This window comes from Chromobacterium piscinae (genome assembly GCF_021129175.1).
In the GTDB taxonomy this organism is placed as follows: domain Bacteria; phylum Pseudomonadota; class Gammaproteobacteria; order Burkholderiales; family Chromobacteriaceae; genus Chromobacterium; species Chromobacterium piscinae.
In genome coordinates, this window is the sequence record NZ_JAJOHV010000011.1 from 35,099 (window position 1) to 59,044 (window position 23,946).

A 23,946-nucleotide genomic window follows, 5' to 3' on the forward strand; every position below is an offset into this window, starting at 1 on the left:
AGGGCGGCGATCCTCATGGGGTTACAACGCGGGGATGGCGGCTTTTGGAGCATTCCTCCGGGAGAACCGTGTCGGCTCGAATGGCTCGTCAGGCTGATTCAGGCGTCGGAATACAAAGTTGGCATCGAAGGGATTCAGCTCAGGCGGGCTGTCTCGCCAGATATAGTTGGAGAAAGCCATAGCCAAGACGCTTTGGTCGAGATCTTGCTGCTCCTGTTCGATCAAACATTCCAATGCCCCCAGAATTACCTTGGAGAGATAGCTGAGCAGGCCATTGCTGGCATAGTGCAGGCGTCTGACGCAGTCCCACTCGGCGAGTCCCCAGATTGGACGCCCCTGATTGATCTGCGTGTCCCAGGCATGGACAACGTCGCGGAACAAGGACTTGTCCTCGTTGCAGGAGAAACCGATCGGCGTCAGCGCCACGCGGGCGGCGAAGCGACGGCGCAACTGCTCGTTGGAGCGCAGGATCCACTCGCACTCTGGCAGGCCGGACAGTACCGTGGGAATGGCGATCTGATCGATCAGGATCTTCAGCCACTCGGTGACCTCCTCGAAGGTTCTACGGCCGGCGTCGACGAAGTGATGGAACTCATCCAGCAGCAAGGCTTCGGTTTTACCGCCGCGGATTAGCTGCACGATCTGATTGGTCTTCTCCGCGGTGCTGCCCCGGAGCTGAACGCCGGCCCCTAGCGCGATCAGAATGGCCTCTGCCAAACCGCGGATGGTGGGGTGGGCGGGCACTTGGACATACACCACCGGGCGTATCGTCGCCTCCTCCGTTTCGTAGCTGGGGTGCTGTTTGGCAAAGCTGAGCAGCACAGAGGTCTTGCCTGTACCGGATGCGCCAACCAGCAGCAGATGCCTGGCCGCGGCGCCTTGGCGCGACAGGGTATGGCTGTGCGACAGCCTTTCCAGCGCCGTGCTGAATTGTGGATGCAGGATCTGGATCCGCTCCGCGCGTCGAAGATCTGCCAGCGTATAACGCTCACTCATGGCCATCTCCTTCCGGAGCGTGCGTGAGCACAGGCAACGTACTGGGCGGTGACCAGCTGTCTGTCGGGGGGAGTTCTGCGTCCTCTGAAATCGCAGGAGGCCGCTTGCCAGTGGTCATCACCTTGCTTGAGTGCGCGCCTTTGGCTCGCGCGGCGCGTTTGCGGTCGGCCAGTTTACGGCTTTGCAGCAATTGGCCGATCACCTCTTGCATACGTACTTTGGCCCGAGCCAGCGATAGCGGATCGGCGGATGCCAGGCCTTCTTTGTGTAGCGCCGCCTGAATCAGCTTGTGCTGGTGCAGTTGCAGTCCTTCGGCATAGTCCGGGGTGAGGCAGGGCACGGGCATGGCTTCTTTGGTCTGCGGGTGGAGGGCGAATATCGAACCCAGATTGTCCGGGTCGAAGCGGACCTGCACTTTTATGCGGTCGCCGAGCTGTTTGCGCCAAGGGAGCAGATCTTTGCAGTTGTAGCGCAAGCCATGCAGCTCAATGCCGGCATGGCCCAGTACCCGTTCAGCCTGCTTGGAGAGCACCAACCGCAAGCGCTCGGGGTCGATGGTGCGAGGCGTGACAATTTCTGCCGCGCGCTGCCATGCGGCATACGGCGTCTGCTTCAGGCCTCGATGGTACGTCTGGGAGTAGATGTCGATGATCCAGATGTGCAGGGCGTGGACCAGCTCCGACAAGGTGACGATGGACTCCTTCAATGGGTCATAGCCGTAGCGGTCGAACCAGTTGGCAAAGCTGGTGCCCGGCAACTGGTGGGCGAACTGTTCCGCCAGCGTTCGCAGCGATCGCTCGACCATGGGTTTGAACCAGGGCGTGCGGGGCGGGCAGAACTGATAGTTGAGGCCCAGTTCGAAAGTGGCGCGCAGCAGGTCCTGGGAGTGAAACTCCAATCCATTGTCGACGACAGCGGTGGTGGGAATGCCATGGCATGGCCAGTCATGCTGGATGTCGGGGTACCGCTCTTTCACATAGTCTTTGTTGCCGATGGCGTGCTGCAAGCAACGCAGCACCGCCTCGATGCTGGGTGGCGAGAACGACAAGTAGAAGCCCAGGATCATGCGCGTGTGGCAATCGATGATCACCGTGATGTACGGACGCCCCAGCACCAGCATCGACTCCTCATCGATGACGAAGATGTTGAACGGCGTATGGTCAATTTCGACGCGTTCCAGCAGATACATCGTGGTGGGTGTGATGCTGCTATGCCGGTACTTTTTGCGGGTGTACTCGCGTCCGTAGCGGGCAAGATCGACTTCATAGCAGGGAAGCGAGCGGATATAGCGCCGTACTGTCGCATATGAGGGTGGCGCGATGAGGCTCTCGTCTGCTCGTTGAGAGTTTTCATAGGCGATTGAGCTTAATAGGGCTTCATAAGTTGAAGAAATCGACTTCCGTTGCAAGCTAAGGAAAGTCTGGTCGACAGCTTTCTCCAGCAACACTAGCTGTTCTGCTTGGAGTCGCTGGCCGCCGCCGCCGCGGGCATGAAATTTAGGGATGAGCGCACGCAGATCATGACCGCTGGTCACAAAGCTCTTGTGCCAGCGATAGATGGATATGGCCGATGGTGGAGACACATCCCCGATCCTTGTCGCAACCCGTTGGGCTAACTCCTTCAGCATGTCCTGCGTTTGACGAACTGGGTGCTGTGCTGCAAGCGCATCGATGTAGGCACGGCGTCGTAGTGCCTCTTGCTGAGCACCTGCAGGATACGATTCAAAAGTTCGCCCCAATTGCGGTGGAGTGTCGAGAGATGCAGGGACGAGTTGTCCCGCAAGATTCAGGCTGGTGGCTTGATCGAGAGTAGCCATGCTCATACCCTCCTGATCTTGGTTTCGTTAGTCAGTGGGCGGCGTAGGTCTATGGCAAGAATACCTTGCCCGATGGCTGCTAGGACGAGATTTTGGCAGCCTATGCTATCGGTAAGCTGTCCCAGGAGTTGATCGCCGTGACGCAGGCTGCTCAAGATCTTGCTGATGATGTCAGTCGATAGCTGAAGGTGCTTGTGGCTTTCTATCAACGACATGTTCTTCTGTAAGACTGGAGCACGTAGCTGTCTTTCAGTTAGAACGGCGAACATGGCGTTGGCACGTGCCATCTGCTTGCCGATGACGTCGAAGCGGCGTTGGTTTGCTGGCTGATCTGCCTCTGCCTGCCATCTGACTTCATTAACAGCACGACGCCCGTCGCGCAGAAACAACAAGTAGTCAGGGGTGTAGTTTCGGATCAACCCATCCATTTCATAATGAAAAGTGAACGGTTCCGGGACGATCATGGTCACTTCAGGGGCAAGTTCAAATGTTCGAAGAGCATCTCTGGCGAGTCCTGATTCGAAAGGGATAGCTCCTGCGAAAGCCTTTGTTGACTGGAAGAAGCCACGATATGAACATCCGTGCCGATGAACTACATCGCGAGCAGGGGTAGTGGAGTTCAATAGCTCTCTGAGTATTGAAATGGATACTTCTTTGTTGGTATGCGACATGACAAGCTCCTGCCTCAGCTTGAGAAAGGCGCGTGGGTGCCTCTCAAAAGTCGAGTTCTAGAAAAAAGGCGTATAGGGAGCTTGACCAGTGGAGGGGACTTAACGATACTGGCTTTGTGAGAGTTGTACCGTGTAGTCACCTACACTAGCAAGCGGGGCACTTCTGAAAAGGGGTGTCCTGTTTTGTTATCTGCGCTTGGTTCTCCTTCCTCTGCTCTTCTTTACAATGTTCTGCAGCCCCAAGTGTGGGGTTGGCATGGCATGTATCTCTTTGTTCAGTAGATGAACGTTGCCATCTTTCAGATTAGTCAAAAGATGTCATGACTTCTACATCGTATTAGCTAGCTATGTGATTTGCAAATTGGCAAGGCGGTTTTGAAAAATGGCTCATCAAAATGGTAGGTTTTGATAGGTCGATATTATATATTTTGACTTAAAAAACCCAAATGGCATGCTTGAATTTTTATTAAAATCATGCGCTTTCAGCATTGTTGTTTTTCTACAATAATTAAATTGGCTGCAATTGGCGTGTGTTGGCCATATTTAAAAAAATAATGGCGACTGGAAGGATTTTAGAAGGGAAATAAGCAAGGGCATAACCAGTAAAGGTTATGCCCTATGTTGGTGCAATTTCAACTATGTGCACAAAGTTTTCAATAACTCTGAAAACCTACACCTACCATGAGCTTATTCCGCCTTGAAGTTCAGACACACCGAGTTGATGCAGTACCTTTCCCCGCTTGGTTCCGGGCCATCTTCAAAGACGTGGCCGAGGTGGGCGTCGCAATGCGAGCAGCGTACTTCCACGCGCACCATGCCGTGGGAGGTGTCGGTGATGCGGGCGATGTTGGCGCCGGCGGCTTCGGCCCAAAAGCTGGGCCAGCCGCAGCCGGCGTCGAACTTGGTGTCGCTATGGAACAGCAGGGCGCCGCAGCAGACGCAGAAATAGTCGCCCTTCTTGTTGTGGAAGTAGTGTTCGCCGCTGAAGGGGCGCTCGGTTCCGGCCTGACGCGCCACGCGGTATTGTTCCGGCGTCAGTTGCGCGCGCCATTCGGCGTCGGTTTTTTCTATGGTCATGGCGGGTGTCCTTGTGTCGTCCGGCCCGGCGGGCCGGGCGCTTGATGGTTGGTCGCCGCGCGGGCGGCTTTCTTACCGGAGACTAACAAATTCCCGCCGGCGCGTGGGGGCGTGGTTCCGGACGCGCGCCGCGGCGCGGTTACTGGATTTCGTCCAGCGCGCTGCTGAGGTGGGATTCGTCGGCCCAGCGGCGCAGCGTCCAGCCGCCGTCCTGATAGTCCAGCCAGTTCAGCGCGGCGTTGGGAATGGGGAAGTCGCGCTTGTCTTCTAATGGTTTGGACGTGGCGGCGCGGTAGATGATGTCCAGCACGCCGCCGTGGGTGACGATCAGCACGTTTTCGCCGGGATGCAGCGCGGCGATGCTGGCCAGGCCATCTAGAATGCGGGCGCGGAAGCGGCGCAGGCTTTCGCCGCCTTCCAGGTCGAAGTCGGGATCGCGCGCCTGGTGCAGGCGGTAGAGGTCGGGAATTTGCTCGGCCGCTTCCGCATAGGTAAGTCCCTGCAGGGCGCCCATATGGCGTTCGCGCAGCTGTGGCGTGTAGTGGGCGTTGAGTTGCAGCCGGGTTTGCAGCGGAGCGGAAGTTTGCCGGGTGCGGATCAGGTCGCTGACGTACAGCGCCTGGAAGGCGTGGTCGGGCCGGAAGGCCTGGGCCAGCTGGCTGGCCTGTTCCAGGCCGGCGTGGTTGAGGGGGATGTCGGTATGGCCTTGCAGCCGGTATTCGCGGTTCCAGTCGGTTTCGCCGTGGCGAACCAGGCAGAAGCGGGTAACGGGCTGAGTCATTGTCGCCTTTCTTCGAGTATCTACAGAATGCCGACGCCGGACAATTCGCGCGCCAGGTTGGCGGCGTAGTTGTCGGTCATGGCGCCGACGAAGTCCAGAACCTTCATATAGGCCTGGTATAGGCTGTCGCCTGTTTGAATATGGCCTTCCAGCAGGCCCATCGCCAGGTGCTCGCGCGGGGTGAGTTCCTTGTCGTCCTTGGTGACGAAAGCGTGCACCGCCGGCACCAGCACGTTGAGGATGGTGGCGATGCAGGGGTAGGAGGCCAGCTCGGTCACCAGCTTGGTGCGATGGCGGTACACCTTGTGGCTGGCCAGCTCCTTGGCTTGCAGCAGCGCATCCTGCACGGCGGGATCGCACAGATTGATCAGGTCTTTGGCCGGAAACTCGCCGCGCAGCAGCGAGGGCTGGTGCAGCATGAATTTTTCCGCCACTTCGGTCACGCAGCGGCCGATGGCCACGCCGCGCAGCGTGCCGCACTTCTGGCGGACATCGTGCACGCCCCATACGCGCTCGTGTTCGGAGAAGCCTGAAAATAGGGTTTCGAATTCCTTGAAATCCAGAATGCCGATTTCCACCGCGTCTTCCAGGTCCAGAATCGCGTAGCAGATGTCATCGGCCGCCTCCATCAGATAGGACAGAGGGTGCCGGCTCCACTGCAGCGGACCGTGGCGCAGCAGGCCTAGCTCCTCGGCTACCCGTTCGAAATACGGCAACTCGGTGCGGTAGATGTTGAACTTGTCGCGCTCGTAAGCCGACGGCGCGTCGGCGGTCCACGGATATTTGATCAGCGTGCCCAGCGCGGCGGAGGTGAGGCGCATGCCGCCTTCGCCGCTGTACATTTCCAGCGTGGCCAGCATACGCAGGCCGTGCGCGTTGCCTTCGTAGGTTTGCACGTCGCGGATTTCCGCCGCCGACAGGCTGTTCAGCCAATGCGCGTTGCGCTCGTCGCGGAACCAGTCGCGCAGCGCGTACTCGCCGGTATGGCCAAACGGCGGGTTGCCGATGTCGTGCGCCAGGCAGGCCACCTGCACCACGGCGCCGATGTCGTGCGGCGTGTAGCCGGCCGGCAGCAGGCCGTCGTGTTCCAGCATCACGCCCACGCGGTTGCCCAGGCTGCGGCCGACGCTGGCCACCTCCACGCTGTGGGTCAGGCGGTTATGGGTGTGGTCGTGGCGGGCCAGCGGGTGCACCTGGGTTTTGCGGCCCAGTCGGCGGAAGGCGCTGGAGAACACCACCCGGTCGTGGTCGATGTGGAAGTCGGTGCGCAGGCCGGAGCCGCCTTCCTGGGTGGCCGGGGTCCGGGTTTCCCTCACTTCGTTCTGGATGATCTTGAAACGGCGGGTGGAGAGCAGGCTCTCCCAGTTCATGGTTTGGCTCATGGTTTGGCCCGGTGTGGATTCCATCAGGATGATAGGGGGACGGGCCTTAAAACAAAAGAGCCAGCGGTTGGGCTGGCTCTCGATGTGCGCCTGGGTTTAGTGACGGCCGGTCTGATGGCCGATCACGCCGCCGACGGCTGCGCCGCCGATGGTGCCGAGCGCGTCGCCGCCGGTAAGCACTGAGCCGAGCACCGCGCCGCCGACGGCGCCGATGGCGGTATTCTGTTGGCGATGCGACATATTGGCGCAGCCGGAGAGCGTGGCGATGGCGATCAGTCCGGCGGCGGCGAGTTTCAGGCTGGTCTTGGCAGTGTTCATTATCAAGGTCCTACTAGGGGTGAGATATAGGTTTTGGGCAGCTGTCGGCGGCGACAGTTCCATTAAGTATGTTACTGATTGTTATAGGTTGATGCGGGCGGCGGCGGGAGGTTTGCGCTATGTTCTTTACTGTTAGTGTTTGATTTAGTACATTCAGCGCCTTCTACGTGTTTGGCGCTGTCCCGACGCAGGGCTGCGCCATATGCCGCTCTCGCGCGCGGAACCGCGCCGTTGCAACAGGGCAGCCATGCATTTCACCATTTTCGATACCCCAATCGTCCGCGATTTGTTTCGCTGGCTGTCCATCGTCATGCTCAAGCTGTGCGGCTGGAAGCTGAAGGGAGAGTTTCCCGCGTTGGGCAAGTACGTGATGATAGGCGCGCCGCATACCAGCAATTGGGATTTTCCGATCACGCTGGGCCTGTGCTTCGCCGCCCGCGCCAAGATCTACTGGATGGGAAAGCACACGCTGTTCAAGGGCCCAATGGGGCCGGTGATGCGCTGGCTGGGCGGCGTGCCGGTGATGCGGCATCAGAACAATTCGCTGGTACAGCAGATGGTGGACGTGTTTCAGCGCAGCGACAGGCTGGTGCTGGCGATTCCGCCGGAAGGCACGCGCAAGGCGGTAAAGGAGTGGAAGACCGGTTTTTACCACATCGCCTGCGGCGCGGGCGTGCCGATCGCGCTGGCCTATCTGGACTATGGGCGCAAGGAGGGCGGTTTCGGGCCGTTGTTCCAGCCTAGCGGCGATATCGCCGCGGACATGCCCAGAATCCAGGCCTTCTATGCGGACAAGCAAGGCCGTCATCCGCGTTGAGGCGGGGGCGCAAACGACAAAGCGCAGCCATGGGCTGCGCTTTTTGTTTTGCGGAGCGTCTTACTCGGATGGCTTGGGCGCGAACATCGCTTTCCAGCCGGCCAGGCCCAGCGTTTGCAGCGTTTCGATATTGCGCTCGTAGATGGCTTCGGCTTCCGGAAATGCTTCCACCGCGCGGTCTATACTGGCTTCGCGGATTAGATGCAGCGTTGGATAGGGCGAGCGGTTGGTGTAGTTGTCGATATCGTTGACGCCGGTGCCGTCGAACTGGAATTTGGGGTGGAAGCTGGCCACCTGGATCACGCCGTCCAGACCCAGGTCTTCGACGATGGCGTCGGCGATGTCCAGGAATTCATTGAAATCCAGGAAGCGGGCCAGCGTATTCGGGTGCACCAGCAGCGTGGTGTCTATTTCCTGCGGGTCGGTGTCGGCCAGCAGCTTCAGCTCGGCGGCCAGCTCTTCAGCCAGTTGTTGCGGATTGGCGGCCTCGCTGACCTGGATGCGCACCTGGTTCTTCACGTACACGGACTTGGCGAACGGGCACAGGTTGAGGCCGATCACGGCTTTCTCCACCCATTCGCGGGTGGCGGCGATCACGGTTTCGTGGTTGTCGGACATGCGGGCTCCGATGGCGATGGCGCGGATTTTCTCGGTCAGAATGCAAAAAACCCGGACGAATCCGGGTTTTCTCATCACGACCAAATGATCTCTACGAGAGAGATTAGATGGGCTGGATGTTGGAGGCTTGCTTGCCCTTCGGACCTTCGACGATGTCGAAGCTCACGCGCTGTTGCTCGGACAGGGAGCGGAAGCCCTTGGCGTTGATCTGGGAGAAGTGAGCGAATACGTCGTCGCCGCCTTCGTCCGGGGTGATGAAGCCAAAGCCTTTGGAGTCGTTAAACCACTTAACAATGCCGGTTGCCATTTTGTTAAATTCCTCAAAACGAGCAGTTGAATAAAAGGCACGAAGATCAAGGGAAATGGCGACTGAGGTACGGCTATTGCCACTACGACAACTACACATCACACAACTTGAGCATCCTGCGGGGGGAATATTGCCTCTAGTTGCACGCCATGGCAAGCGTTTTCTGCAGGCGTGATCTGTTTTTACGAATAATTCAATACGTTTGGACAGGATGTTTACATTGAAGGGCGTTGCGCGTGTCGGGATGCGTAGCGGCCATGCTTGCATATACTGGATAAAACGCCAATCCGAAGGGGTTCCATATGGCCACGCAGCAACTGATGCCGGAAATCATCGATCCTATTGCGTTCCAGGACTTTCGCGACGCAGTGTCCGATTACGCGCCGCAGCTCGAACAGTTGGTCTGCCAGTTGGAGGATGGCAGCGGAAATGGGGAGAAAATCGCGCAGTTGTTCCGCATCCTGCATAGCATCAAGGGCGACGCCAGCTTGTGCCAAGTGCACTTCGTCGAGCCTTATGTGCACGTGCTGGAGCATTTGCTGGACCGGGTCCGGCGCAAGGAACTGCCATACCTGGACGTGCTGGGCGATGTGCTGCTGCTGGTGATGGATCGGCTGGTGCTGATGCTGGACGCGGTCGCGGACGATGCCCCCTTGGATGATTTGCGGATGGACGCCTTGCGGATGAGGCTGGACCCTTTGCTGGACAAGAGCGCCGAGGAACTGCCGCAGGCCTGCGCCTGGCTGGTGGCCAGCATGATGGGGCATCCGCCCGTTGTCGCGCAGGCGGCCGCCGAACAAACCGGGACGCATGGCGGCCATCGATTTGCCGACCTGCAGTTTTTCCGGTCTCTGGCGGTACAGCTGGAACATCGTCTGCCGGCCTATGCCGGCCGCACCGAGCGCAACCTGGCGCTTGCGCTGGAAACCAATCGCCTGGCCAAGCAGCCATTGCCGATGGAGCAATTGGCAGCCGCCATCTATATGCACGATATCGGCATGATGCTGTTGCCGGAGTCGATGTGGTTGAAAGCCGGTCAGCTGAGCGATGAGGAACGGCGTGATATGTCCGCGCATCCGGGTTGGGCGGCGGGGCTGCTGGAGCGCATGCCGGGTTGGGAGGAGGCGGCGGCGATGGTGGCCCAGCACCATGAGCGTCCGGACGGCAGCGGCTATCCGGATGGGCTGCGTGACGGCGCCATCTGTTCCGGCGCTTGCGTGCTGGCGCTGGTGGACGCGTTCGAGTCGGTGATGCTCAAGCACGCCCAGCAAGGCCAGCGCCGCTCGATGCTGCGGGCGGTGGCCGAGCTGAACGCGTCGGAGCGGCAGTTCGATCCCTACTGGCTGCAGCTGTTCAACCAGGTGGTGCGCACCCGGCTGGAGCTGGGCAATGTGGTCGGCGGCGCGTAGCCCGCCGGCTCAACGCGCGCCATGGCGGGCGAACCAGTCCAGCATCCTGCGCCAGGCGTCCTGGGCATCCCGCGGGTGGTAGCTGGGGCGATAGTCGGCGTTGAAACCGTGGCCGGCATCGGGGTAGACGACGATCTCGCTGTCTTTGCCGGCGGCGCGCAGCGCGGCTTTCATTTTCTCCACGCCGGCGAGCGGGATGCTCTGGTCCTGTCCGCCGTACAGTCCCAGAACCGGCGCCTTCAACTCGCCGACGATGTCCAGCGGCTGACGCGGCGCATTGGCGTTTGCCGGTCCCTCCAGCTTGCCGTACCAGGCCGCGGCCGCCTTCAACTGCGGGTTGTGCGCGGCGTAGAGCCAGGTTTGGCGTCCGCCCCAGCAAAATCCGGTGACGGCCGCGCGCTTGAGGTCGGCGCCGTGCGCGCCGGCCCAGCGCCAGGTGGCGTCCAGATCGTTCATCACCTCGCCGTCCGGCACCTTGGATACGATGTCGCGCAACAGGCTGTCGATGTCCGGTGCCTGCGCCGGATTGCCGTGGCGGAAATACAGTTCCGGCGCCACGGCCAGGTAGCCCTGCTTGGCCAGCCGGCGGCACAAGTCCTGGATATGCTCGTGCACGCCGAAGATTTCCTGGATCACGATCACCAGCGGCCAGGGGCCGTTGCCTTCGGCCGGACGGGCATAGTAGCCGGGCATCGTTCCCTTGCCGGTGTCGATGTCCGGATGGCCGGTTTGCAATTGCCGGCTGTCGGTGAGGATGGTGCTGGCGGCGATGGGTTGCACGGCCAGGGCGAAACCCAGGCTGCCCGCACCGGCGAGAAAGCTGCGGCGGGGAAGGTGTGCGCTGTTGTCGCTCATGTCGAGATGACTCCTTTATCGGGGCGGGGACTGGTGTCCGCGCCGATTTTCGATAAAATTTGAATAAACACTGGTAGCTGCTCTAAGTAGAACTAACAAAATCGGCAATGCGTCCAAGCATCAGGACACCCTTGGGCGATTTTTGAAGCGATGGCCGGCAAGGCGTCGGCGCAACTGATGCAAGTGGAATATGACGGATTCGTCTGCAAAGGTAAAACTGCCGCGCAATTTTCTCCGCGCCGGCCAACAAGCTCCGGTCGATGTGTACGCCAAGAACGGCGTGCTGTTGCTGAAGCGGGGGCTGTACGTGCTGACCGAGGAGCAGCGCGACCGCCTGGCGCAGCTGGGGCACGGCGAAAGCGATGAAGTGGCGGCCAAGCTCGAGCGCGAGCGGCTGGAACGCGCCGCCCAGCGCGAGAAAGAGGCGGAGCAGCAGCGCAACAGCGCCAATCCGCTGCAGGAAATGGCTTTCTTGCTGCGGCGGGCCGAGGGCGTGTTGCAGCATGGGCTGGCGGTGCGGGACCTGGCCGGAAGCCTGCTGGGCATGGCTGAAGGGTTGCTGGCGCTCAGCCGCCGCCACCCGGATGGCGTGCTGGCTAGCGTGTTTTTGTTGCCGTTCCAATGCATAGGCAGCGCGCAGAGCGTGCACGTGGCCGCGGTGCTGGCGGTATTGGGGCGGCGGCTGGGGTTGTCCGACGCCGAACTGCGGCCGATGCTGGGCGCGGCCCTGAGCATGAATCTCGCCGTCACCGGACTGCTCAATCAGCTGGCGGCGCAGAGCGCGCCGATGGATCTGGCGCAGCAGGAGGCGATGTTCGCCCACCCGGCGCTGGGCTCGGCCATGCTGCGGGAGGCGGGCGTCGACGACGAATACTGGCATCTGCTGGTGCAGCAGCAACATGAGCAGCAGGACGGCAGCGGCTATCCGCAGGGTCTGGCGGGAGACGAGATCGAAACCGACGCCCTGCTGCTGCAGATGGTGGATCTGGTGTGCGGCTGCGTGCACAACCCGCAGCCTCAGTTGCCGGCGCTGGTGCTGGGCAGCCTGTTCCGCGGCGAGCTGGGCGGTTTTCCGCCGCAGCATGTGTCCTTGCTGGTGAAGGAGATGGGCATCTATCCGCCTGGCAGCTTCGTGCGGCTGGCCAGCAACGAGGTGGCGGTGGTGACCCACCGCGGCGACAAGGCCAACACGCCCAAGGTGGCGGCGCTGCGCAAGCTGGATGGCCCGCCTTATGCCGACCCCCTGCTGCGCGACAGCCGCCAGTCGGCCTACCATGTGATGGAGCCGGTCAGCGCGGCGGTGGCGGCGGTCAAGCCCGCCTATCTGTACAAGCTGTGGTACAAGCCCTGAGTCGCTTTATGGCCGGGCCGCCGCCGGCATCGCCAGCGGGCGGATCTTCACCTGGCTCAGGTCCTTGATCTTCCATACCCGCCGCATGTGGCCGAAGTCGCGCCGCCGCTCGTCGGACAGCTTCACTTCCGGCAGGAAGGACATTTCCACCTGCACCTGCCCCAGATAGACCGTTTCGCCCTCATCCAGATGGAAGGGCGCGTTCAGCCGAAACTGCTTCATCTGCAGATTGGACCCGAAAACGCCGTCGTCCACCCAGTGGCCCCACGCGCCGGAAACGCGGTAGTCGCCCGGGGGCAGCGCCATCAGCACCAGCTTGCCCTCCGCCGGCGACATGCCTTCCTCGCCGAACACCGTGTCTGTGATCAGGCTGGCAATGTCCTGGGCCGCTACGCGGCCGCCGGTGTCGCTGACTGTCAGGCCGATGGTGGCGCGGTCGGGGTCGAATGCCTTGCCGGTCAGCGAGACGATGGCGTAAGCCTGGCCCGGCGGCGGCGTCAGCGAGCCTTTGAGGCGGTCGGCCATGGTGGAGCAACCGGCCAGCAAGGCGAATGCGAAGCACAATAAGGCGGAGCGGAGCATGGTTCCTTCCTTTTGCCGATCAGCCGGCCGGGGCGTCGAAGATCATGCAGGTGGTGGTGGCATGGGCGTACAGCTTGCCGGCCTCGTCCTGCAGCCGGGCCTCCGCGGTAGCCATGCGGCCGCCGGCGTGGATGACCTGGCCGCTGCACAGCAGCTTGCCGTGGCGGGGCTGGACGGCGCGCACGAAATTCACTTTCAATTCCAGCGTAGTGTAGCCCTTGCCGCGAGGCAGCAGCGAGTGGACGCTGCAACCCATCGCGGAATCCAGCAGCGTGCTGATCACGCCGCCGTGGACGCTGCCTATCGGGTTGAAATGGGATTCGTGAGGGACGAAGGCGAATTCCACCTCGCCTTCGGCGGCGCGGATAAAGTCGAAGCCGAGCAGCTTCATCACCGGCGGCGGCGGGATGCGGCCTTCGGCCATTTCCCGCAGGTATTCCAGGCCGCCGAGCGTCTGGGCGGCGCGGGCGCCTATCATCGGATCGTCCCACTGGACGGTGAGGCTGCGTTGGGCGGCGTCTGGATTCGTCATGGAAAGTCCTCCTGTTGGCAAGCCTTCGAACTTGCCATCAAGGGGATGGGATCGTCAACGGCTATGACGTTCGGGCGAGGCGCTTTGCAGATGCGGCGCGATGAATTCCAGCAGCCGTTGCGGCAGCCAGTCTATCCGTCCGGGGAAGGGGCCGGTGGCGAAGCCCACATGCCCGCCGTCGCGGGGGAAGTCCAGCGTCACCGCAGGCGACACCTGGCTGGCGTCTGGCAGCGCGCTTTCCGGCAGGAAGGGATCGTTGCGCGCGTTCAGCACCAGCGTGGGGCGGACGATCTGGCCGAGCCGTGGCTTGCTGCTGGCCTGCGTCCAGTAGTTGAGCGCGGTGCCGAAACCGTGGATGGGGGCGGTGACTAGGTCGTCGAACTCGATGAAGGTGCGCGCGCGGCTCAGTCTGGCGCCGTCGAACAGGCCCGGATGGCGTTGCAGCGACGCCATCGCCTTGGGCTTGAGCGTGTCCATGAACATCCGGGTGTATAGCAGCTTGCCCAGGCCGCGGTCCAGCCGGGTGCTGGCAGCCACCAGGTCCAGCGGCGCGGACACCGCGGCGGCGGCTTGCGGCAGCGCGGCTTCGCCGTCGTCGGCCAGGTAATTGAGCAGCATGCTGCCGCCCAGCGACACGCCGACGGCGGCGATGGCGGCGAAGCGGCCGGACAGCCGCTGCAAGATCCAGCGCACCTCGGCGGCGTCGCCGGCGTGGTAGGCGCGCGGCAGCGGATTGTCCACGCCGCCGCAGCCGCGGAAATGCGATACCGCGCCGTGCCAGCCGCGCGCGGCCACCGCCTGCATCAGCGCCTTGGCGTAGTGGCTGGCGCTGCTGCCTTCCAGGCCGTGGAACAGCACCACCAGCGGCGCGCCGGGCTGGCCGTCGACGAAGTCCAGCGCGATGCGCGCGCCGTCCGGCGTGTCCCACAGCTCGCGGCGGTAGGACGGGGCGTCCTGCTTGACCGCCAGCGCCGGCCAGATGGTCTGGGCGTGGCCGCCTCGCAGCCAGCGCGGCGCGCGGTAGCTCATGGCGCCGGCTTGATGGCGGACTTGGGCCGGAAGGCCTTCACCACCGCTTCATCGGTTTCGATGTAGGGCGCGCCGATCAGGTCCAGGCAGTAGGGCACGGCGGCGAAGATGCCGGGCACTTCCACCTTGCCGTCCGCGCCGCGCAGGCCCTCCAGCGTTTCCTGGATGGCCTTGGGCTGTCCGGGCAGATTCAGGATCAGGCTCTGTTTGCGGATCACGCCTGTCTGGCGCGACAGAATGGCGGTGGGGACGAAGCGCAGGCTGATCTGGCGCATCTGCTCGCCGAAGCCGGGCATCACGCGGTCGGCCACCGCCAGCGTGGCGTCCGGCGTCACGTCGCGCGGGGCTGGTCCGGTGCCGCCGGTGGTCAGCACCAGCTGACAACCTTCGTCGTCGACCAGCGCTTTGAGCGCGGCTTCGATGCCGGGCTGCTCGTCAGGGATCAGCCGGCTCACCGTCTCGAACGGCGTGGCGATGGCGCGGGACAGCCAGTCCCGCAGCGCGGGCAGGCCCTTGTCCTCGTAGACGCCCTGGCTCGCGCGGTCGGAAATGGAAACCAGGCCTATCTTCAGCATCACTCGTCGTCCTCTTCCTCATCCTTTTGCCAGATGCGGGGCTTGCCCGGCTCGGGGATTTGTTCCTTGATCAACTGGTACAACTGGCGGAAGGCCTTGGGCGGCTTGTTGTCTTGCTTTTCCTTGCGCGATTGGCGCACCAGCGAATGCAGCTGCTTGGGGTCGGTCTCGGGGAAGCTCTGCAGGAACAGCGGCTGGTTGGCGTCGTCGGCCATCAGCTTGTCGCGCCAGCGCTCCAGCAGCTTCTGCCAGGCGATGTGCTCGGACGATTCACCCTTGAGGATCTGCAGATATTGCTGGATCGGCTCGGGATCGACATTGCGCATCAGTTTGCCGATGTACTGCAGCTGGCGGCGGATGGCGCCATGCGCGGTCAGGCGCTTGTGTTCCAGCAGCGCGGAGAGCAAATCCTCCGGCAGCGCCATTTTCTTCAGCGTATCCTTGGACAGCTCGACCAGTTCGCTACCCAGATCCTGCAGCGCGTCCATGTCGCGCTTGCGCTGGGACTTGCTGACGAAACCATCGTCGTCGTTCTGGTGGTCGGTCATTGTTGCTAGGTCTCACTCGGTTTTCAAGGCTGGTATGATACCGGAAAAGGCCGCCGGCCGTTTCCACGTTCCGAAAGATACTATGGCAGATAAGACATTCAGTTTCAGTCCCGATACCTTGAGCGGGATCGCCGGCCGCGTGCTCGAGCTGGCGCGCCAGCAAGGCGCCAGCGCGGCCGAGGCCGATGTTTCCGAGGGTGTCGGCCAGACAGTGAGCGTGCGCCTGTCCGAAGTGGAAACCATAGAATACAACCAGGACAAGGGCGTCAGCGTCACCGTCTACCTGGGCCAGAAAAAAGGCCATGCCAGCACATCCGACTTTTCCGACGAGGCGCTGTCCGACACCGTGCGCGCCGCGCTGGACATCGCCCGCTACACGGCGGAGGACGATTGCTCCGGACTGGCCGATCCGCAACTGCTGGCCGACGATCTGCCGGACCTTGACCTGTTCCATCCCTGGCAGCTGCCGGTGGAGGAGGCGATAGCGCTGGCGCGCCGCTGCGAGGACGCCGCGCGCGGGGTGGACGCCCGCATCCGCAATTCCGAGGGCGCCAGCGTGTCGGTGCAGGCCAATCAGTTCGCCTACGCCAACAGCAACGGTTTCCGCGGCGGTTTCGCCGGCAGCCGCCATAGCCTGTCCGCCGCGGTGGTGGCCGAGCAGGATGGCGTGATGCAGCGCGACTACTGGTACTCTTCCGCGCGCCACAAAGACGACTTGGCGCCGGTCGAGGAGATCGGCCGCATCGCCGGCGAACGCGCGGTGCGCCGTCTGGGCAGTCGGCGGGTCAAAACCGGCCAGTATCCGGTGCTGTTCGAGGCGCCGGTGGCGATGTCGCTGCTGGGCCATCTGGCCGCGGCGATCAGCGGCGGCAATCTGTACCGCAAGTCGTCCTTCCTGCTCGACGCGCTGGGCAAGCCGGTGATGGCGTCCCGGGTGACGATAGACGAAGACCCATTCCTGCTGCGCGGCCTTGCCAGCAGCGCTTTCGACAGCGAGGGCGTGGCGACGCAGTCGCGCCGCTTGGTGGACAGCGGCGTGCTGCAGGGATATTTCTTGAGCAGCTACTCGGCGCGTAAGCTGGGCATGCAGACCACCGGCAACTCCGGCGGCGCGCACAATCTGGTGGTCCACTCCACCGGCGAGAGCTTTGCCGACGTGCTGTCGCGCATGGGCAGCGGCTTGCTGGTGACCGAATTGCTGGGCCAGGGCGTCAACACCGTCACCGGCGACTACTCGCGCGGCGCGGCCGGCTTCTGGGTGGAAAACGGCGTGGTCGCCTATCCGGTGGAGGAGATCACCATCGCGGGCAATTTGCGCGACATGTTCCTCAATATCGAAGCGATCGCCGACGACGTGCTGGATCGCGGCGGCCGCCGCATCGGCTCGGTGCTGATCGGCGGCATGATGGTGGCCGGCGAGGAGTGAGCGGCAGCCTGTTCGCGCCGGACGAAGGGCCGTGGCTTGAGCGGCTGTCGGCCGGCACCGCGCTGCTGCATGGCTGGGCCCGCGCCGGCGATGCACGGCTGCTTGATGCGGTGGAGGCGGTGCTAAGGCAGTCGCCGCCGCGCGGCATGGTCACGCCGGGCGGGCAGGCGATGTCGGTGGCCACCTCCAGCTGCGGCGACTGGGGCTGGGTGTCCGACCGCCGCGGCTATCGCTACTCCGCCGTCGATCCCGACAGCGGCCAAGCCTGGCCGACGATGCCCGATCCGTTGCGTGAGCTGGCGCGCGGCGCGGCCGCCGAGGCGGGCTTCGCCGGCTTCGATCCCGATGCCTGCCTGATCAACTGCTACTTGCCCGGCGCCCGGATGGGCCTGCATCAGGATAAGGACGAGCGCGATTTCTCCGCGCCCATCGTCTCGGTGTCGCTGGGCCTGCCCGCGGTATTCCTGCTGGGCGGCCTGCGCCGGTCGGACAAAACCGCCCGCATCCTGCTGGGGCACGGAGACGTGCTGGTATGGGGCGGGCCGGACCGGATGCGCTTCCATGGCGTGCAGCCGGTCCAGCCCGGCATCCACCCGCTGCTGGGCGAACGCCGCATCAATCTCACTTTTCGCAAGGCCCGCTGATCCATGTCCGTCATTCATTGCGATATCGCGCTGCCGGCCGGCTTCCGTCCGCAGGACATCCTGGCTTTCCACCGCCGCGACGGCGAGCGGCTGGCCGAGCAGGTGGACGACGACGGTTTGAAAAAAGGCTTGCTGTGGCAAGGCCTGCCGGCCTGCCTTGATCTGCGTTTTCATTCTGACCGGGCGATTCTGGGCTTGGATGTGGACGGCGAATCGGGGGATGCCGGCGAGCTGGAGCGCATGGGCCGGCGCATGCTGGGCCTGAATCAGCCGGTGGAGGCATTCGAGCGCCAATACCGCGGCCATCCGCAATTGGGCGGCCTGATCGCCGCGCGCGCGGGCCTCCGGGTGCCGCAGACGGCGACGCCGTTCGAGGCGCTGGCCTGGGCGATCACCGGCCAGCAGATCAGCGTGGCCGCGGCGGTGACGATACGCCGGCGCATGCTGCTGCTGTGCGATTGCCGCCATTCTTCCGGCCTGCTGTGCCACCCGGATGCGGCGCGGCTGGCGGCGCTGACGGCCGATCAGTTGGGCGAGGCGGGCTTCTCGCGCGCCAAGAGCCGCGCCATGCTGGCTTTGAGCCAGGCCGCGGCGAATGGCGACCTGCCGCTGGATGCCTGGCTGGACGGCGCGGCGGCGGAAGAGATCTCCGAACGGTTGCTGGCGGTGCCCGGCATCGGGCCGTGGACGGTCAGCTACGCCTTGCTGCGCGGCTATGGCTGGCTGGATGGCTCGCTGCATGGCGATGTCGCCGTGCGCAAGGCGTTGGGCGTGGTGCTGGGCGCCGCCGACAAGCCCGACCAGCGGCAGACGCAGGCCTGGCTGGAGGCATTCTCGCCATGGCGCGCGCTGGTGGCCGCGCATTTGTGGGCCTTGCTGCAGGCGGGAGGTTTCTGAGCGCCTGCTCGAGCGCCGCGCCGCTTGGGAGTCATCTTGCAAGCAGGCTCTTTCGCCGTTCGCAAGCCCCCGCGTTTTCGGCTGTTTCGCCCCTGTCTCGTTCTGGCGCTTGCGGTCGCTTCGTCTTTTTGACTATGTCTAAATAGAACTGACAAGGCGTTAAGAAAGAGACGAGCATGGGCGGACCGAGCAGAATCGGTTTGGTGCTGTCGGGCGGGGGCGCCCGCGCGGCCTACCAGGTGGGGGTGTTGCTGGGCATTGCCCGCTTGCTGCCGGATCCCAGGCGCAATCCCTTTCCCATCATTTGCGGCACCTCGGCCGGCGCGATCAACGCGGTGGCGCTGGCGGCCGGCGCCGGCAATTTCCAACTGGCGGTCAGCACGCTGGCCAAGGTGTGGAAGCATCTGCATATCTCGGACGTTTACGACGTCAGCGCTGGCTACTTCATCAAGACCTTCCTGCATTTCGGTGTGTCCTTGTTGAGCGCGGGCCACGCCTGGAACAATCCGCAGAGCTTTCTCGACAACGCGCCGCTGCGCGACACGCTGGGGCGCTGGATGCCGTTCGAGGGCATCGCGCCTTCGATAGACTCCGGCGCGCTGCAGGCGCTTGCGCTGACCGCGTCCTGCTACACCACCGGCATGTCGGTCACTTTCTTCCAGGGGCAGGAGCACTTGGGCGAATGGATGCGCTATCAGCGCTTGGGCGTGCGCGAGCGGATAGGGTTGGACCATCTGATGGCGACGGCTGCGATTCCGCTGATCTTCCCCTCGGTGCGGATCGGGGAGAAGTTTTATTGCGACGGCGCGGTGCGCCAGCTGTCGCCGCTGTCGCCGGCGCTGCATCTGGGCGCGGAAAAACTGTTCGTGGTGGGCTTGGCCAGCAAGCGGCCCGACACGATAGAGCGGCGCAATGTCGGTTCTTATCCGATGCCGGCCCAGATATTCGGCCATCTGCTCAACAGCGTGTTCATCGACAGCATGGCGGTGGACATGGAGCGCCTGACTCGCATCAACCATACGGTGTCGCTGTTGCAGAGCAGCGAGGAGCTGGCCCACCAGACTCAGCTCAAGAAGGTGGATATTTTCCAGCTCAATCCCAGCAAATCGCTGGAGGGCATCGTCTACCGCCACACCCATTTGTTCCCGGCCATGCTGCGTTTCATCATGCGCGGCACCGGCGCCACCCGGCAGCGCGGCACCGCGCTCGCCACCTATCTGTTGTTCGAGCCGGCCTATTGCCGCGAGCTGATCGCGCTGGGCTACCGCGACACCTTGCAGCAAAAGGGCGCGATCCGGGAATTTTTGGAGCTCTGACGTCCGGAACTTTGCCTGGCGGCCCTAATCTCAGCTTTTCCGTTTACACTGCGTTCACTCACTGGACATGACAGGAAAGGTTAAGGGGGATGGGTTTGAATATCACGAACCGTCAGGGGTTCTTGCTGGTGGCGGCCGCTTGCGCCGGCGCCATGGGGTTTGCGCTGTTCGCGCAATACCAGCTCGGCCAGGAGCCGTGCCCGCTGTGCATTCTGCAGCGTATCGGCGTGATGGCTGTGGGCGCGCTGGCGCTGCTGGCGGCGCTGCATAATCCCGGCCGGGCCGGCGCGCGGGTATGGGGCGGCCTGGTGACGCTGGCCGGCCTGGCGGGCGCGGGGGTGTCGCTGCGCCAGTTGTGGCTGCAGAGCCTGCCTGCAGACCAGGTGCCGCAATGCGGTCCGGGGCTGGAATTCCTGATGGAGTCCTTTCCCTTGTGGGATGTGTTGTCCAAGGTGTTGAAGGGCAGCGGCGAGTGCGCGGAAATCCATGGCCGCTTCCTGGGCATGACCATGCCGTTCTGGGTGGCGGTGTTCTTCGCGGGCGTTATCGCCTGGACGTTGTGGCTGGTTGCCCGTCGACGCCGTTGAGCGTTTTCCGGATTTTCAATCCAGTCGCGCGGACATCTCGTCCGCGCTTTTTTTTGCGTCGGCGTCGGATGAAAAGTAAAGGCTGGCGCGGTTGCGGCCGCCGCGCTTGGCTTCGTACAGCGCCTTGTCGGCCTGTTCGAACAGGGTGCGGGTGCTGTCGGCGGGGCCGGGGACACAGGCGCGCACGCCTATGCTGCAGCTGATCTTGCCGAGTGGGCTGGCGGAGTGGGGCAGCTCCATCGCCGCCAGATGGCCGAGGAAGCGCTCGGCGGCGGACAGGGCTTGCGGCGCATCGCCGGGCGTCAGCAGCACGCCGAACTCCTCTCCGCCCAGCCGGGTGGCCAATTGCCCCTTTTGGCGGAAACAGTCTTTGAGCGCCCGCGCCACTTTCTGCAGCGCTTCGTCGCCGGCGTAATGGCCGTAGTGGTCGTTGTATTTCTTGAAGTGGTCGATGTCGAGAATGAGCAGCGCTAGCGGCTTGCGCTTTTGCCGGCTTTGCTCGACGGCATGGCCGAAGACTTCATCGAAGTGGCGGCGATTGTAGAGCCGGGTCAGGCCGTCGGTGAAGGCCAGCGAGAACAATTGGGCCTGGCCGCTGACGTAGCGCAGCGTGCCGCTGAGCAGCAGTAGGATGGCCACCACGCTGCCGCCGGCCCAAATCGAGGCGAAGTAGAGCAGCGCGGCCGACGATAGCAGCACGGCGCCCGATGCCAGCGCGTAGCCGGCCAGCAGGCTGCGCGCGCGCACCCGGCGCGACAGCAGCCAGTCGCCCAGTCCCAGCAGCAGCGCGCCCAGCAGGCACTCCAATGGCAGCGGCATCGGCCGTATCTGTTGGTGGGTGAGCAGGCCGTGCACCATGTAGGCGTCTATTCCCACGCCGGACATGCCGGTATTGTTCGCTGAAACCGGGGTCGGCTGCTGGTTGCCCAAGCCATTGGCGGTCACGCCTATCAGCACGATGCTGTCTTCGAAGAACGACGGCGGCAGCCGGCTCAGCGCGTCGCTGTACGATACGGTGTGAAAGGGCTTGGGGCCGCTGCTGAACGGCACCATCACCAGGTTGCGCCGTTGCCAGGCCTGTCCGGGGCGGGGCGGCTGGGCTGGAGGGATGGCCTCTTTCTGGCCGTTGGCTACGGCGCAGACGGCGGCGGCGAAACTGGGGTAGCGCGGCGCGCCCAGGCCGGCCTGCAGATAGACGCGGCGTATGGTGCCGTCTTCGTCGCGTTCGTAATCGGTGTGGCCGAGCGCGGCCATCGCCGATGCGATCGGCGGCAGCGGGCGGGTTTCCAGCAGCTGGCCGGCCTGCAATTCCGGAAACACCGGGCCGACCACCTTGCCGTTGCGGCGGATGGCTTCGGCGAGATGCTTGTCGGCTTCCGGATGGTCGCGCGAGGGTTCGGCGATGGCGATGTCGAAGCCGACAGCGCTGGCGCCGCCCAGCTTGTCCAGCAGCTGGGCGTGGTAAGCGCGCGGCCAGGGCCAGCGGCCCAGCTCGGACAAGCTCTTTTCATCGATGGCGATGACGATGAGATTCTGGTCCGGCGGATGCAGCGGATTGGCCCGGGTCAGGCTGTCGTACAGCCAGAAATCCAGCCGGCCCAGCAGCTGGCTGGCGATGAGCAGCAGGCCGAGCAGGGCGAGCAGCAGGGGAATGCCCCTGCTGTAGCGGGAGATCTGGGTGGAGCGCATCGCGTGATTTTACGGCAAAAGCAGCGCGGGATACCGTTCTTCGGCATGGTATCCGCCGTCGCCGTCCACCAGGATGGTGACGACGAAACGCCCGCTGGGCATGCGCAGCAGCGACCAGGCGGGCTCGTCTGCGCCCTGCTGCCAGATGATGCGGCCGGGTTCATCCGGCCGGGCTAGTTGCAGCGTGTAGCGCGCCTTGGCCACCGGGTAGCGGCGGGATTGCAGCTTGCGGTCGCCGGGGAGGCCTATCTCATACCAGGCCTTGATTCTCAGTTCCTGAGTGTTTCCATAGGGGCCGGGTTGGTTCTTGTCATCCAGCGAGGCCAGCCGCCAATACCATTTTCCCTTGTCGGGCAGGTTGAGCGCGAAGGTATCTTGTTCCAGCCTGCCTTGGTGCCAGATGTCGGCGAAGGCGGGGTCGCGGGCAACTTGGAGCCAGGCGGGATGTTCCGGGCTGGCGCTGCTGCCGATCCACAGCGTCTGCGCGCGCTGGCTGGTCCGCTTGGCGTCGCTGAAGATCAGCGGCGGCAGCGGGCTGGCGGCCAGGGTGAAGCCGCGGCTGGCGTCGTAGCCTTCGATGCCTTGGGCATTGCGAGCGCGAATGGTCAGCAAGTAGCGGCCATTTTGCGGGAGTTCGGGGTAGAAGCGCGCCGTTTCCGTGCTGCGATTGTACAGTTGCTGCTGGGTCTGGGCGTCGGCCAGCGCAAGCTGATAGCCGGCTTCGCCGTTCTGCTTGTGCCATTCCAGCAGCGGAGGATTGAAGGGACTGACGGTGATCACGCCGTCTAGTACGGGCGCCTTGGGCAGGGCCACCGATTGCCTGCCGCCGCTGCGGCCGCCGAATCCCGCGGGAATGTCCAACTCTTCGCCGTCGGCCGCCAGATTGACCTTTCCGTGCAGCACTTCGGCCGCGGTGTCCTGGTCGTCCAGACTGCGCACGCGAAATTCGGTGCCGCGCACCGTGGTCACCGCCGACGGCGTGTAGATCTGATAACGGTTGGGCATCAGCTGCCTGGGCACCACGGCGTTGCTCGCCGAGCCGTGATCCAGCCGGTTTTGCGACTGGATGGCGCCGGTGGTGGGGTAGAACACCTGTTTGCCCAGCGTCAGCTTGCTGTTGGACCACAGCTGCAGCATGGAGCCGTCTGCCATGCGCAATTTCAGCATGGCGTCCTTGCCGGTGGAAATCCGGCTGCCGGCCTGAAGGTGGAGGCCGGGCGCCGCCTTCAGCGGCTGTCCATCAGCATCCTGGACATTGACGGCGCCGGACAGCGCTTCGATGGTGACCGACGATTCGCTTTGCCGAGTCCAGCTATAGGGAATGGCCAACTGGCTGCCGGGTGTCAGCCGGTAGGGATTGGCGATGCCGTTTTGCTGTTGCAGTTTCGGCACATAAGTGGGCGAAGTCAGGTGCTTGGCCGCGAACGACCACAGCGTATCGCCCGCTTGAACCGTGTATTGCCATGTGGCCTCTTCGCCGCCGCTGCCGGCCCAGGAGGCGTGGCTGCTCAAGCACAGCGCCAGCAGGGCAGTCTTGTTCATGTGAAATCTCTTGATATGAATTTTTAAAAGTCTGACAGTATTGCCAGCAATCCGGCATTTTGCAACCGCAACATGCGAATGGGGTGAAAAGGCTGCGACAAGCGGCGCGCGCACGACGGGGGAATGCAAAAAAGCAGCCTGAGGCTGCTTTTTTGCAAGATTGGCGGAGTGGACGGGACTC

General features: G+C 63.3%; 25 protein-coding genes. 8 read left to right on the forward strand and 17 right to left on the reverse strand.

The window, feature by feature from the left end; genetic code table 11:
* Positions 1–21 precede the first annotated feature (21 nt).
* The 7 genes from LQR33_RS02540 to LQR33_RS02570 form a co-directional block, all read right to left on the reverse strand.
* Positions 22–996 carry a TniB family NTP-binding protein gene (locus LQR33_RS02540; RefSeq protein WP_231467352.1) on the reverse strand — a complete coding sequence of 325 codons (975 nt, stop codon included), beginning with the start codon at positions 994–996 and terminating at the stop codon, positions 22–24.
* Positions 989–2,812, reverse strand: coding sequence for a Mu transposase C-terminal domain-containing protein (locus tag LQR33_RS02545; protein ID WP_231467354.1), 1,824 nt, complete (start codon positions 2,810–2,812; stop codon positions 989–991). Before LQR33_RS02545 ends, LQR33_RS02540 begins: the two co-directional genes overlap by 8 nt.
* A 2-nt stretch (positions 2,813–2,814) precedes the next feature.
* Positions 2,815–3,483: a hypothetical protein gene (locus LQR33_RS02550; RefSeq protein ID WP_231467355.1), complete on the reverse strand. Its 669-nt coding sequence runs from the start codon at positions 3,481–3,483 to the stop codon at positions 2,815–2,817.
* A 687-nt stretch (positions 3,484–4,170) separates the two neighbouring features.
* Positions 4,171–4,560, reverse strand: coding sequence for a peptide-methionine (R)-S-oxide reductase MsrB (gene msrB, locus LQR33_RS02555; RefSeq protein WP_166438132.1), 390 nt, complete (start codon positions 4,558–4,560; stop codon positions 4,171–4,173).
* A 139-nt stretch (positions 4,561–4,699) separates the two neighbouring features.
* Positions 4,700–5,341, reverse strand: coding sequence for a histidine phosphatase family protein (locus LQR33_RS02560; protein ID WP_166438133.1), 642 nt, complete (start codon positions 5,339–5,341; stop codon positions 4,700–4,702).
* A gap of 20 nt (positions 5,342–5,361) precedes the next feature.
* Positions 5,362–6,723 (reverse strand): deoxyguanosinetriphosphate triphosphohydrolase, encoded by a 1,362-nt coding sequence (locus tag LQR33_RS02565; RefSeq protein WP_221666072.1) that lies wholly within the window; start codon positions 6,721–6,723, stop codon positions 5,362–5,364.
* A 96-nt stretch (positions 6,724–6,819) separates the two neighbouring features.
* Complete coding sequence (locus LQR33_RS02570; protein WP_221666071.1) at positions 6,820–7,041, reverse strand: glycine zipper 2TM domain-containing protein; 222 nt, start codon at positions 7,039–7,041, stop codon at positions 6,820–6,822.
* Positions 7,042–7,288: 247 nt separating this feature from the next.
* Here LQR33_RS02570 and LQR33_RS02575 point away from each other — a divergent pair, with 247 nt between their 5' ends.
* Positions 7,289–7,858: a lysophospholipid acyltransferase family protein gene (locus tag LQR33_RS02575; RefSeq protein ID WP_166438135.1), complete on the forward strand. Its 570-nt coding sequence runs from the start codon at positions 7,289–7,291 to the stop codon at positions 7,856–7,858.
* A 60-nt stretch (positions 7,859–7,918) separates the two neighbouring features.
* Here LQR33_RS02575 and LQR33_RS02580 read toward each other — a convergent pair whose 3' ends face one another.
* Positions 7,919–8,476: a DUF1415 domain-containing protein gene (locus LQR33_RS02580; protein WP_031295434.1), complete on the reverse strand. Its 558-nt coding sequence runs from the start codon at positions 8,474–8,476 to the stop codon at positions 7,919–7,921.
* A gap of 103 nt (positions 8,477–8,579) precedes the next feature.
* Positions 8,580–8,783 (reverse strand): cold-shock protein, encoded by a 204-nt coding sequence (locus tag LQR33_RS02585; protein WP_021475250.1) that lies wholly within the window; start codon positions 8,781–8,783, stop codon positions 8,580–8,582.
* A gap of 302 nt (positions 8,784–9,085) precedes the next feature.
* On the opposite strand from LQR33_RS02585, the gene LQR33_RS02590 reads away from it, so the two are divergent.
* Positions 9,086–10,192: an HD domain-containing phosphohydrolase gene (locus LQR33_RS02590; protein ID WP_166438136.1), complete on the forward strand. Its 1,107-nt coding sequence runs from the start codon at positions 9,086–9,088 to the stop codon at positions 10,190–10,192.
* A 9-nt stretch (positions 10,193–10,201) separates the two neighbouring features.
* Here LQR33_RS02590 and LQR33_RS02595 read toward each other — a convergent pair whose 3' ends face one another.
* Positions 10,202–11,047 (reverse strand): dienelactone hydrolase family protein, encoded by an 846-nt coding sequence (locus LQR33_RS02595; RefSeq protein WP_231467357.1) that lies wholly within the window; start codon positions 11,045–11,047, stop codon positions 10,202–10,204.
* Positions 11,048–11,237: 190 nt separating this feature from the next.
* On the opposite strand from LQR33_RS02595, the gene LQR33_RS02600 reads away from it, so the two are divergent.
* Complete coding sequence (locus LQR33_RS02600; protein WP_021475253.1) at positions 11,238–12,398, forward strand: HD-GYP domain-containing protein; 1,161 nt, start codon at positions 11,238–11,240, stop codon at positions 12,396–12,398.
* Positions 12,399–12,404: 6 nt separating this feature from the next.
* Here LQR33_RS02600 and LQR33_RS02605 read toward each other — a convergent pair whose 3' ends face one another.
* The 5 genes from LQR33_RS02605 to yjgA are packed head-to-tail and all read right to left on the reverse strand — an operon-like array spanning position 12,405 to position 15,664.
* Positions 12,405–12,980, reverse strand: a complete 576-nt coding sequence (locus LQR33_RS02605; protein ID WP_231467360.1) for a hypothetical protein — start codon at positions 12,978–12,980, stop codon at positions 12,405–12,407.
* 19 nt (positions 12,981–12,999) lie between these two features.
* Entirely contained in the window at positions 13,000–13,512 is a 513-nt protein-coding gene (locus tag LQR33_RS02610; RefSeq protein WP_231467362.1) for a PaaI family thioesterase, read from the reverse strand.
* A 54-nt stretch (positions 13,513–13,566) separates the two neighbouring features.
* Positions 13,567–14,541: a YheT family hydrolase gene (locus tag LQR33_RS02615; RefSeq protein ID WP_231467364.1), complete on the reverse strand. Its 975-nt coding sequence runs from the start codon at positions 14,539–14,541 to the stop codon at positions 13,567–13,569.
* Positions 14,538–15,116 (reverse strand): molybdopterin adenylyltransferase, encoded by a 579-nt coding sequence (gene mog, locus LQR33_RS02620; RefSeq protein ID WP_186009504.1) that lies wholly within the window; start codon positions 15,114–15,116, stop codon positions 14,538–14,540. Before mog ends, LQR33_RS02615 begins: the two co-directional genes overlap by 4 nt.
* The gene (gene yjgA / locus LQR33_RS02625) at positions 15,116–15,664 is read right to left on the reverse strand and encodes a ribosome biogenesis factor YjgA (RefSeq protein WP_046157019.1); all 549 of its coding nucleotides are present in this window, start codon (positions 15,662–15,664) and stop codon (positions 15,116–15,118) included. The genes mog and yjgA overlap by 1 nt, the downstream gene beginning before the upstream one ends.
* A gap of 82 nt (positions 15,665–15,746) precedes the next feature.
* Here yjgA and pmbA point away from each other — a divergent pair, with 82 nt between their 5' ends.
* The 5 genes from pmbA to LQR33_RS02650 all read left to right on the forward strand — a co-directional run bounded on the left by pmbA (position 15,747) and on the right by LQR33_RS02650 (position 20,534).
* Positions 15,747–17,090 carry a metalloprotease PmbA gene (gene pmbA, locus LQR33_RS02630; RefSeq protein WP_166438141.1) on the forward strand — a complete coding sequence of 448 codons (1,344 nt, stop codon included), beginning with the start codon at positions 15,747–15,749 and terminating at the stop codon, positions 17,088–17,090.
* Entirely contained in the window at positions 17,087–17,734 is a 648-nt protein-coding gene (gene alkB / locus LQR33_RS02635) for a DNA oxidative demethylase AlkB (protein ID WP_166438142.1), read from the forward strand. Before pmbA ends, alkB begins: the two co-directional genes overlap by 4 nt.
* A gap of 3 nt (positions 17,735–17,737) precedes the next feature.
* Positions 17,738–18,631: a DNA-3-methyladenine glycosylase 2 gene (locus LQR33_RS02640; protein WP_231467366.1), complete on the forward strand. Its 894-nt coding sequence runs from the start codon at positions 17,738–17,740 to the stop codon at positions 18,629–18,631.
* Positions 18,632–18,807: 176 nt separating this feature from the next.
* Positions 18,808–19,947 carry a patatin-like phospholipase family protein gene (locus tag LQR33_RS02645; protein ID WP_221666062.1) on the forward strand — a complete coding sequence of 380 codons (1,140 nt, stop codon included), beginning with the start codon at positions 18,808–18,810 and terminating at the stop codon, positions 19,945–19,947.
* A gap of 89 nt (positions 19,948–20,036) precedes the next feature.
* Positions 20,037–20,534, forward strand: coding sequence for a disulfide bond formation protein B (locus LQR33_RS02650; protein WP_166438145.1), 498 nt, complete (start codon positions 20,037–20,039; stop codon positions 20,532–20,534).
* A gap of 15 nt (positions 20,535–20,549) precedes the next feature.
* Here the strand turns inward: LQR33_RS02650 and LQR33_RS02655 are convergent, their stop codons facing one another.
* The gene (locus LQR33_RS02655) at positions 20,550–22,223 is read right to left on the reverse strand and encodes a CHASE2 domain-containing protein (protein ID WP_221667988.1); all 1,674 of its coding nucleotides are present in this window, start codon (positions 22,221–22,223) and stop codon (positions 20,550–20,552) included.
* A 9-nt stretch (positions 22,224–22,232) separates the two neighbouring features.
* The gene (locus LQR33_RS02660; RefSeq protein ID WP_231467368.1) at positions 22,233–23,765 is read right to left on the reverse strand and encodes a FecR family protein; all 1,533 of its coding nucleotides are present in this window, start codon (positions 23,763–23,765) and stop codon (positions 22,233–22,235) included.
* Positions 23,766–23,946: the final 181 nt, after the last annotated feature.

What these genes read in the sequence shown, in the direction of transcription:
- LQR33_RS02540 (WP_231467352.1), bottom strand. Translation starts at nt 996, where the DNA reads ATGAGTGAGCGTTATACGCTGGCAGATCTTCGACGCGCGGAGCGGATC.
- LQR33_RS02545 (WP_231467354.1), bottom strand. Translation starts at nt 2,812, where the DNA reads ATGGCTACTCTCGATCAAGCCACCAGCCTGAATCTTGCGGGACAACTC.
- LQR33_RS02550 (WP_231467355.1), bottom strand. Translation starts at nt 3,483, where the DNA reads ATGTCGCATACCAACAAAGAAGTATCCATTTCAATACTCAGAGAGCTA.
- msrB (WP_166438132.1), bottom strand. Translation starts at nt 4,560, where the DNA reads ATGACCATAGAAAAAACCGACGCCGAATGGCGCGCGCAACTGACGCCG.
- LQR33_RS02560 (WP_166438133.1), bottom strand. Translation starts at nt 5,341, where the DNA reads ATGACTCAGCCCGTTACCCGCTTCTGCCTGGTTCGCCACGGCGAAACC.
- LQR33_RS02565 (WP_221666072.1), bottom strand. Translation starts at nt 6,723, where the DNA reads ATGAGCCAAACCATGAACTGGGAGAGCCTGCTCTCCACCCGCCGTTTC.
- LQR33_RS02570 (WP_221666071.1), bottom strand. Translation starts at nt 7,041, where the DNA reads ATGAACACTGCCAAGACCAGCCTGAAACTCGCCGCCGCCGGACTGATC.
- LQR33_RS02575 (WP_166438135.1), top strand. Translation starts at nt 7,289, where the DNA reads ATGCATTTCACCATTTTCGATACCCCAATCGTCCGCGATTTGTTTCGC.
- LQR33_RS02580 (WP_031295434.1), bottom strand. Translation starts at nt 8,476, where the DNA reads ATGTCCGACAACCACGAAACCGTGATCGCCGCCACCCGCGAATGGGTG.
- LQR33_RS02585 (WP_021475250.1), bottom strand. Translation starts at nt 8,783, where the DNA reads ATGGCAACCGGCATTGTTAAGTGGTTTAACGACTCCAAAGGCTTTGGC.
- LQR33_RS02590 (WP_166438136.1), top strand. Translation starts at nt 9,086, where the DNA reads ATGGCCACGCAGCAACTGATGCCGGAAATCATCGATCCTATTGCGTTC.
- LQR33_RS02595 (WP_231467357.1), bottom strand. Translation starts at nt 11,047, where the DNA reads ATGAGCGACAACAGCGCACACCTTCCCCGCCGCAGCTTTCTCGCCGGT.
- LQR33_RS02600 (WP_021475253.1), top strand. Translation starts at nt 11,238, where the DNA reads ATGACGGATTCGTCTGCAAAGGTAAAACTGCCGCGCAATTTTCTCCGC.
- LQR33_RS02605 (WP_231467360.1), bottom strand. Translation starts at nt 12,980, where the DNA reads ATGCTCCGCTCCGCCTTATTGTGCTTCGCATTCGCCTTGCTGGCCGGT.
- LQR33_RS02610 (WP_231467362.1), bottom strand. Translation starts at nt 13,512, where the DNA reads ATGACGAATCCAGACGCCGCCCAACGCAGCCTCACCGTCCAGTGGGAC.
- LQR33_RS02615 (WP_231467364.1), bottom strand. Translation starts at nt 14,541, where the DNA reads ATGAGCTACCGCGCGCCGCGCTGGCTGCGAGGCGGCCACGCCCAGACC.
- mog (WP_186009504.1), bottom strand. Translation starts at nt 15,116, where the DNA reads ATGCTGAAGATAGGCCTGGTTTCCATTTCCGACCGCGCGAGCCAGGGC.
- yjgA (WP_046157019.1), bottom strand. Translation starts at nt 15,664, where the DNA reads ATGACCGACCACCAGAACGACGACGATGGTTTCGTCAGCAAGTCCCAG.
- pmbA (WP_166438141.1), top strand. Translation starts at nt 15,747, where the DNA reads ATGGCAGATAAGACATTCAGTTTCAGTCCCGATACCTTGAGCGGGATC.
- LQR33_RS02640 (WP_231467366.1), top strand. Translation starts at nt 17,738, where the DNA reads ATGTCCGTCATTCATTGCGATATCGCGCTGCCGGCCGGCTTCCGTCCG.
- LQR33_RS02645 (WP_221666062.1), top strand. Translation starts at nt 18,808, where the DNA reads ATGGGCGGACCGAGCAGAATCGGTTTGGTGCTGTCGGGCGGGGGCGCC.
- LQR33_RS02650 (WP_166438145.1), top strand. Translation starts at nt 20,037, where the DNA reads ATGGGTTTGAATATCACGAACCGTCAGGGGTTCTTGCTGGTGGCGGCC.
- LQR33_RS02655 (WP_221667988.1), bottom strand. Translation starts at nt 22,223, where the DNA reads ATGCGCTCCACCCAGATCTCCCGCTACAGCAGGGGCATTCCCCTGCTG.
- LQR33_RS02660 (WP_231467368.1), bottom strand. Translation starts at nt 23,765, where the DNA reads ATGAACAAGACTGCCCTGCTGGCGCTGTGCTTGAGCAGCCACGCCTCC.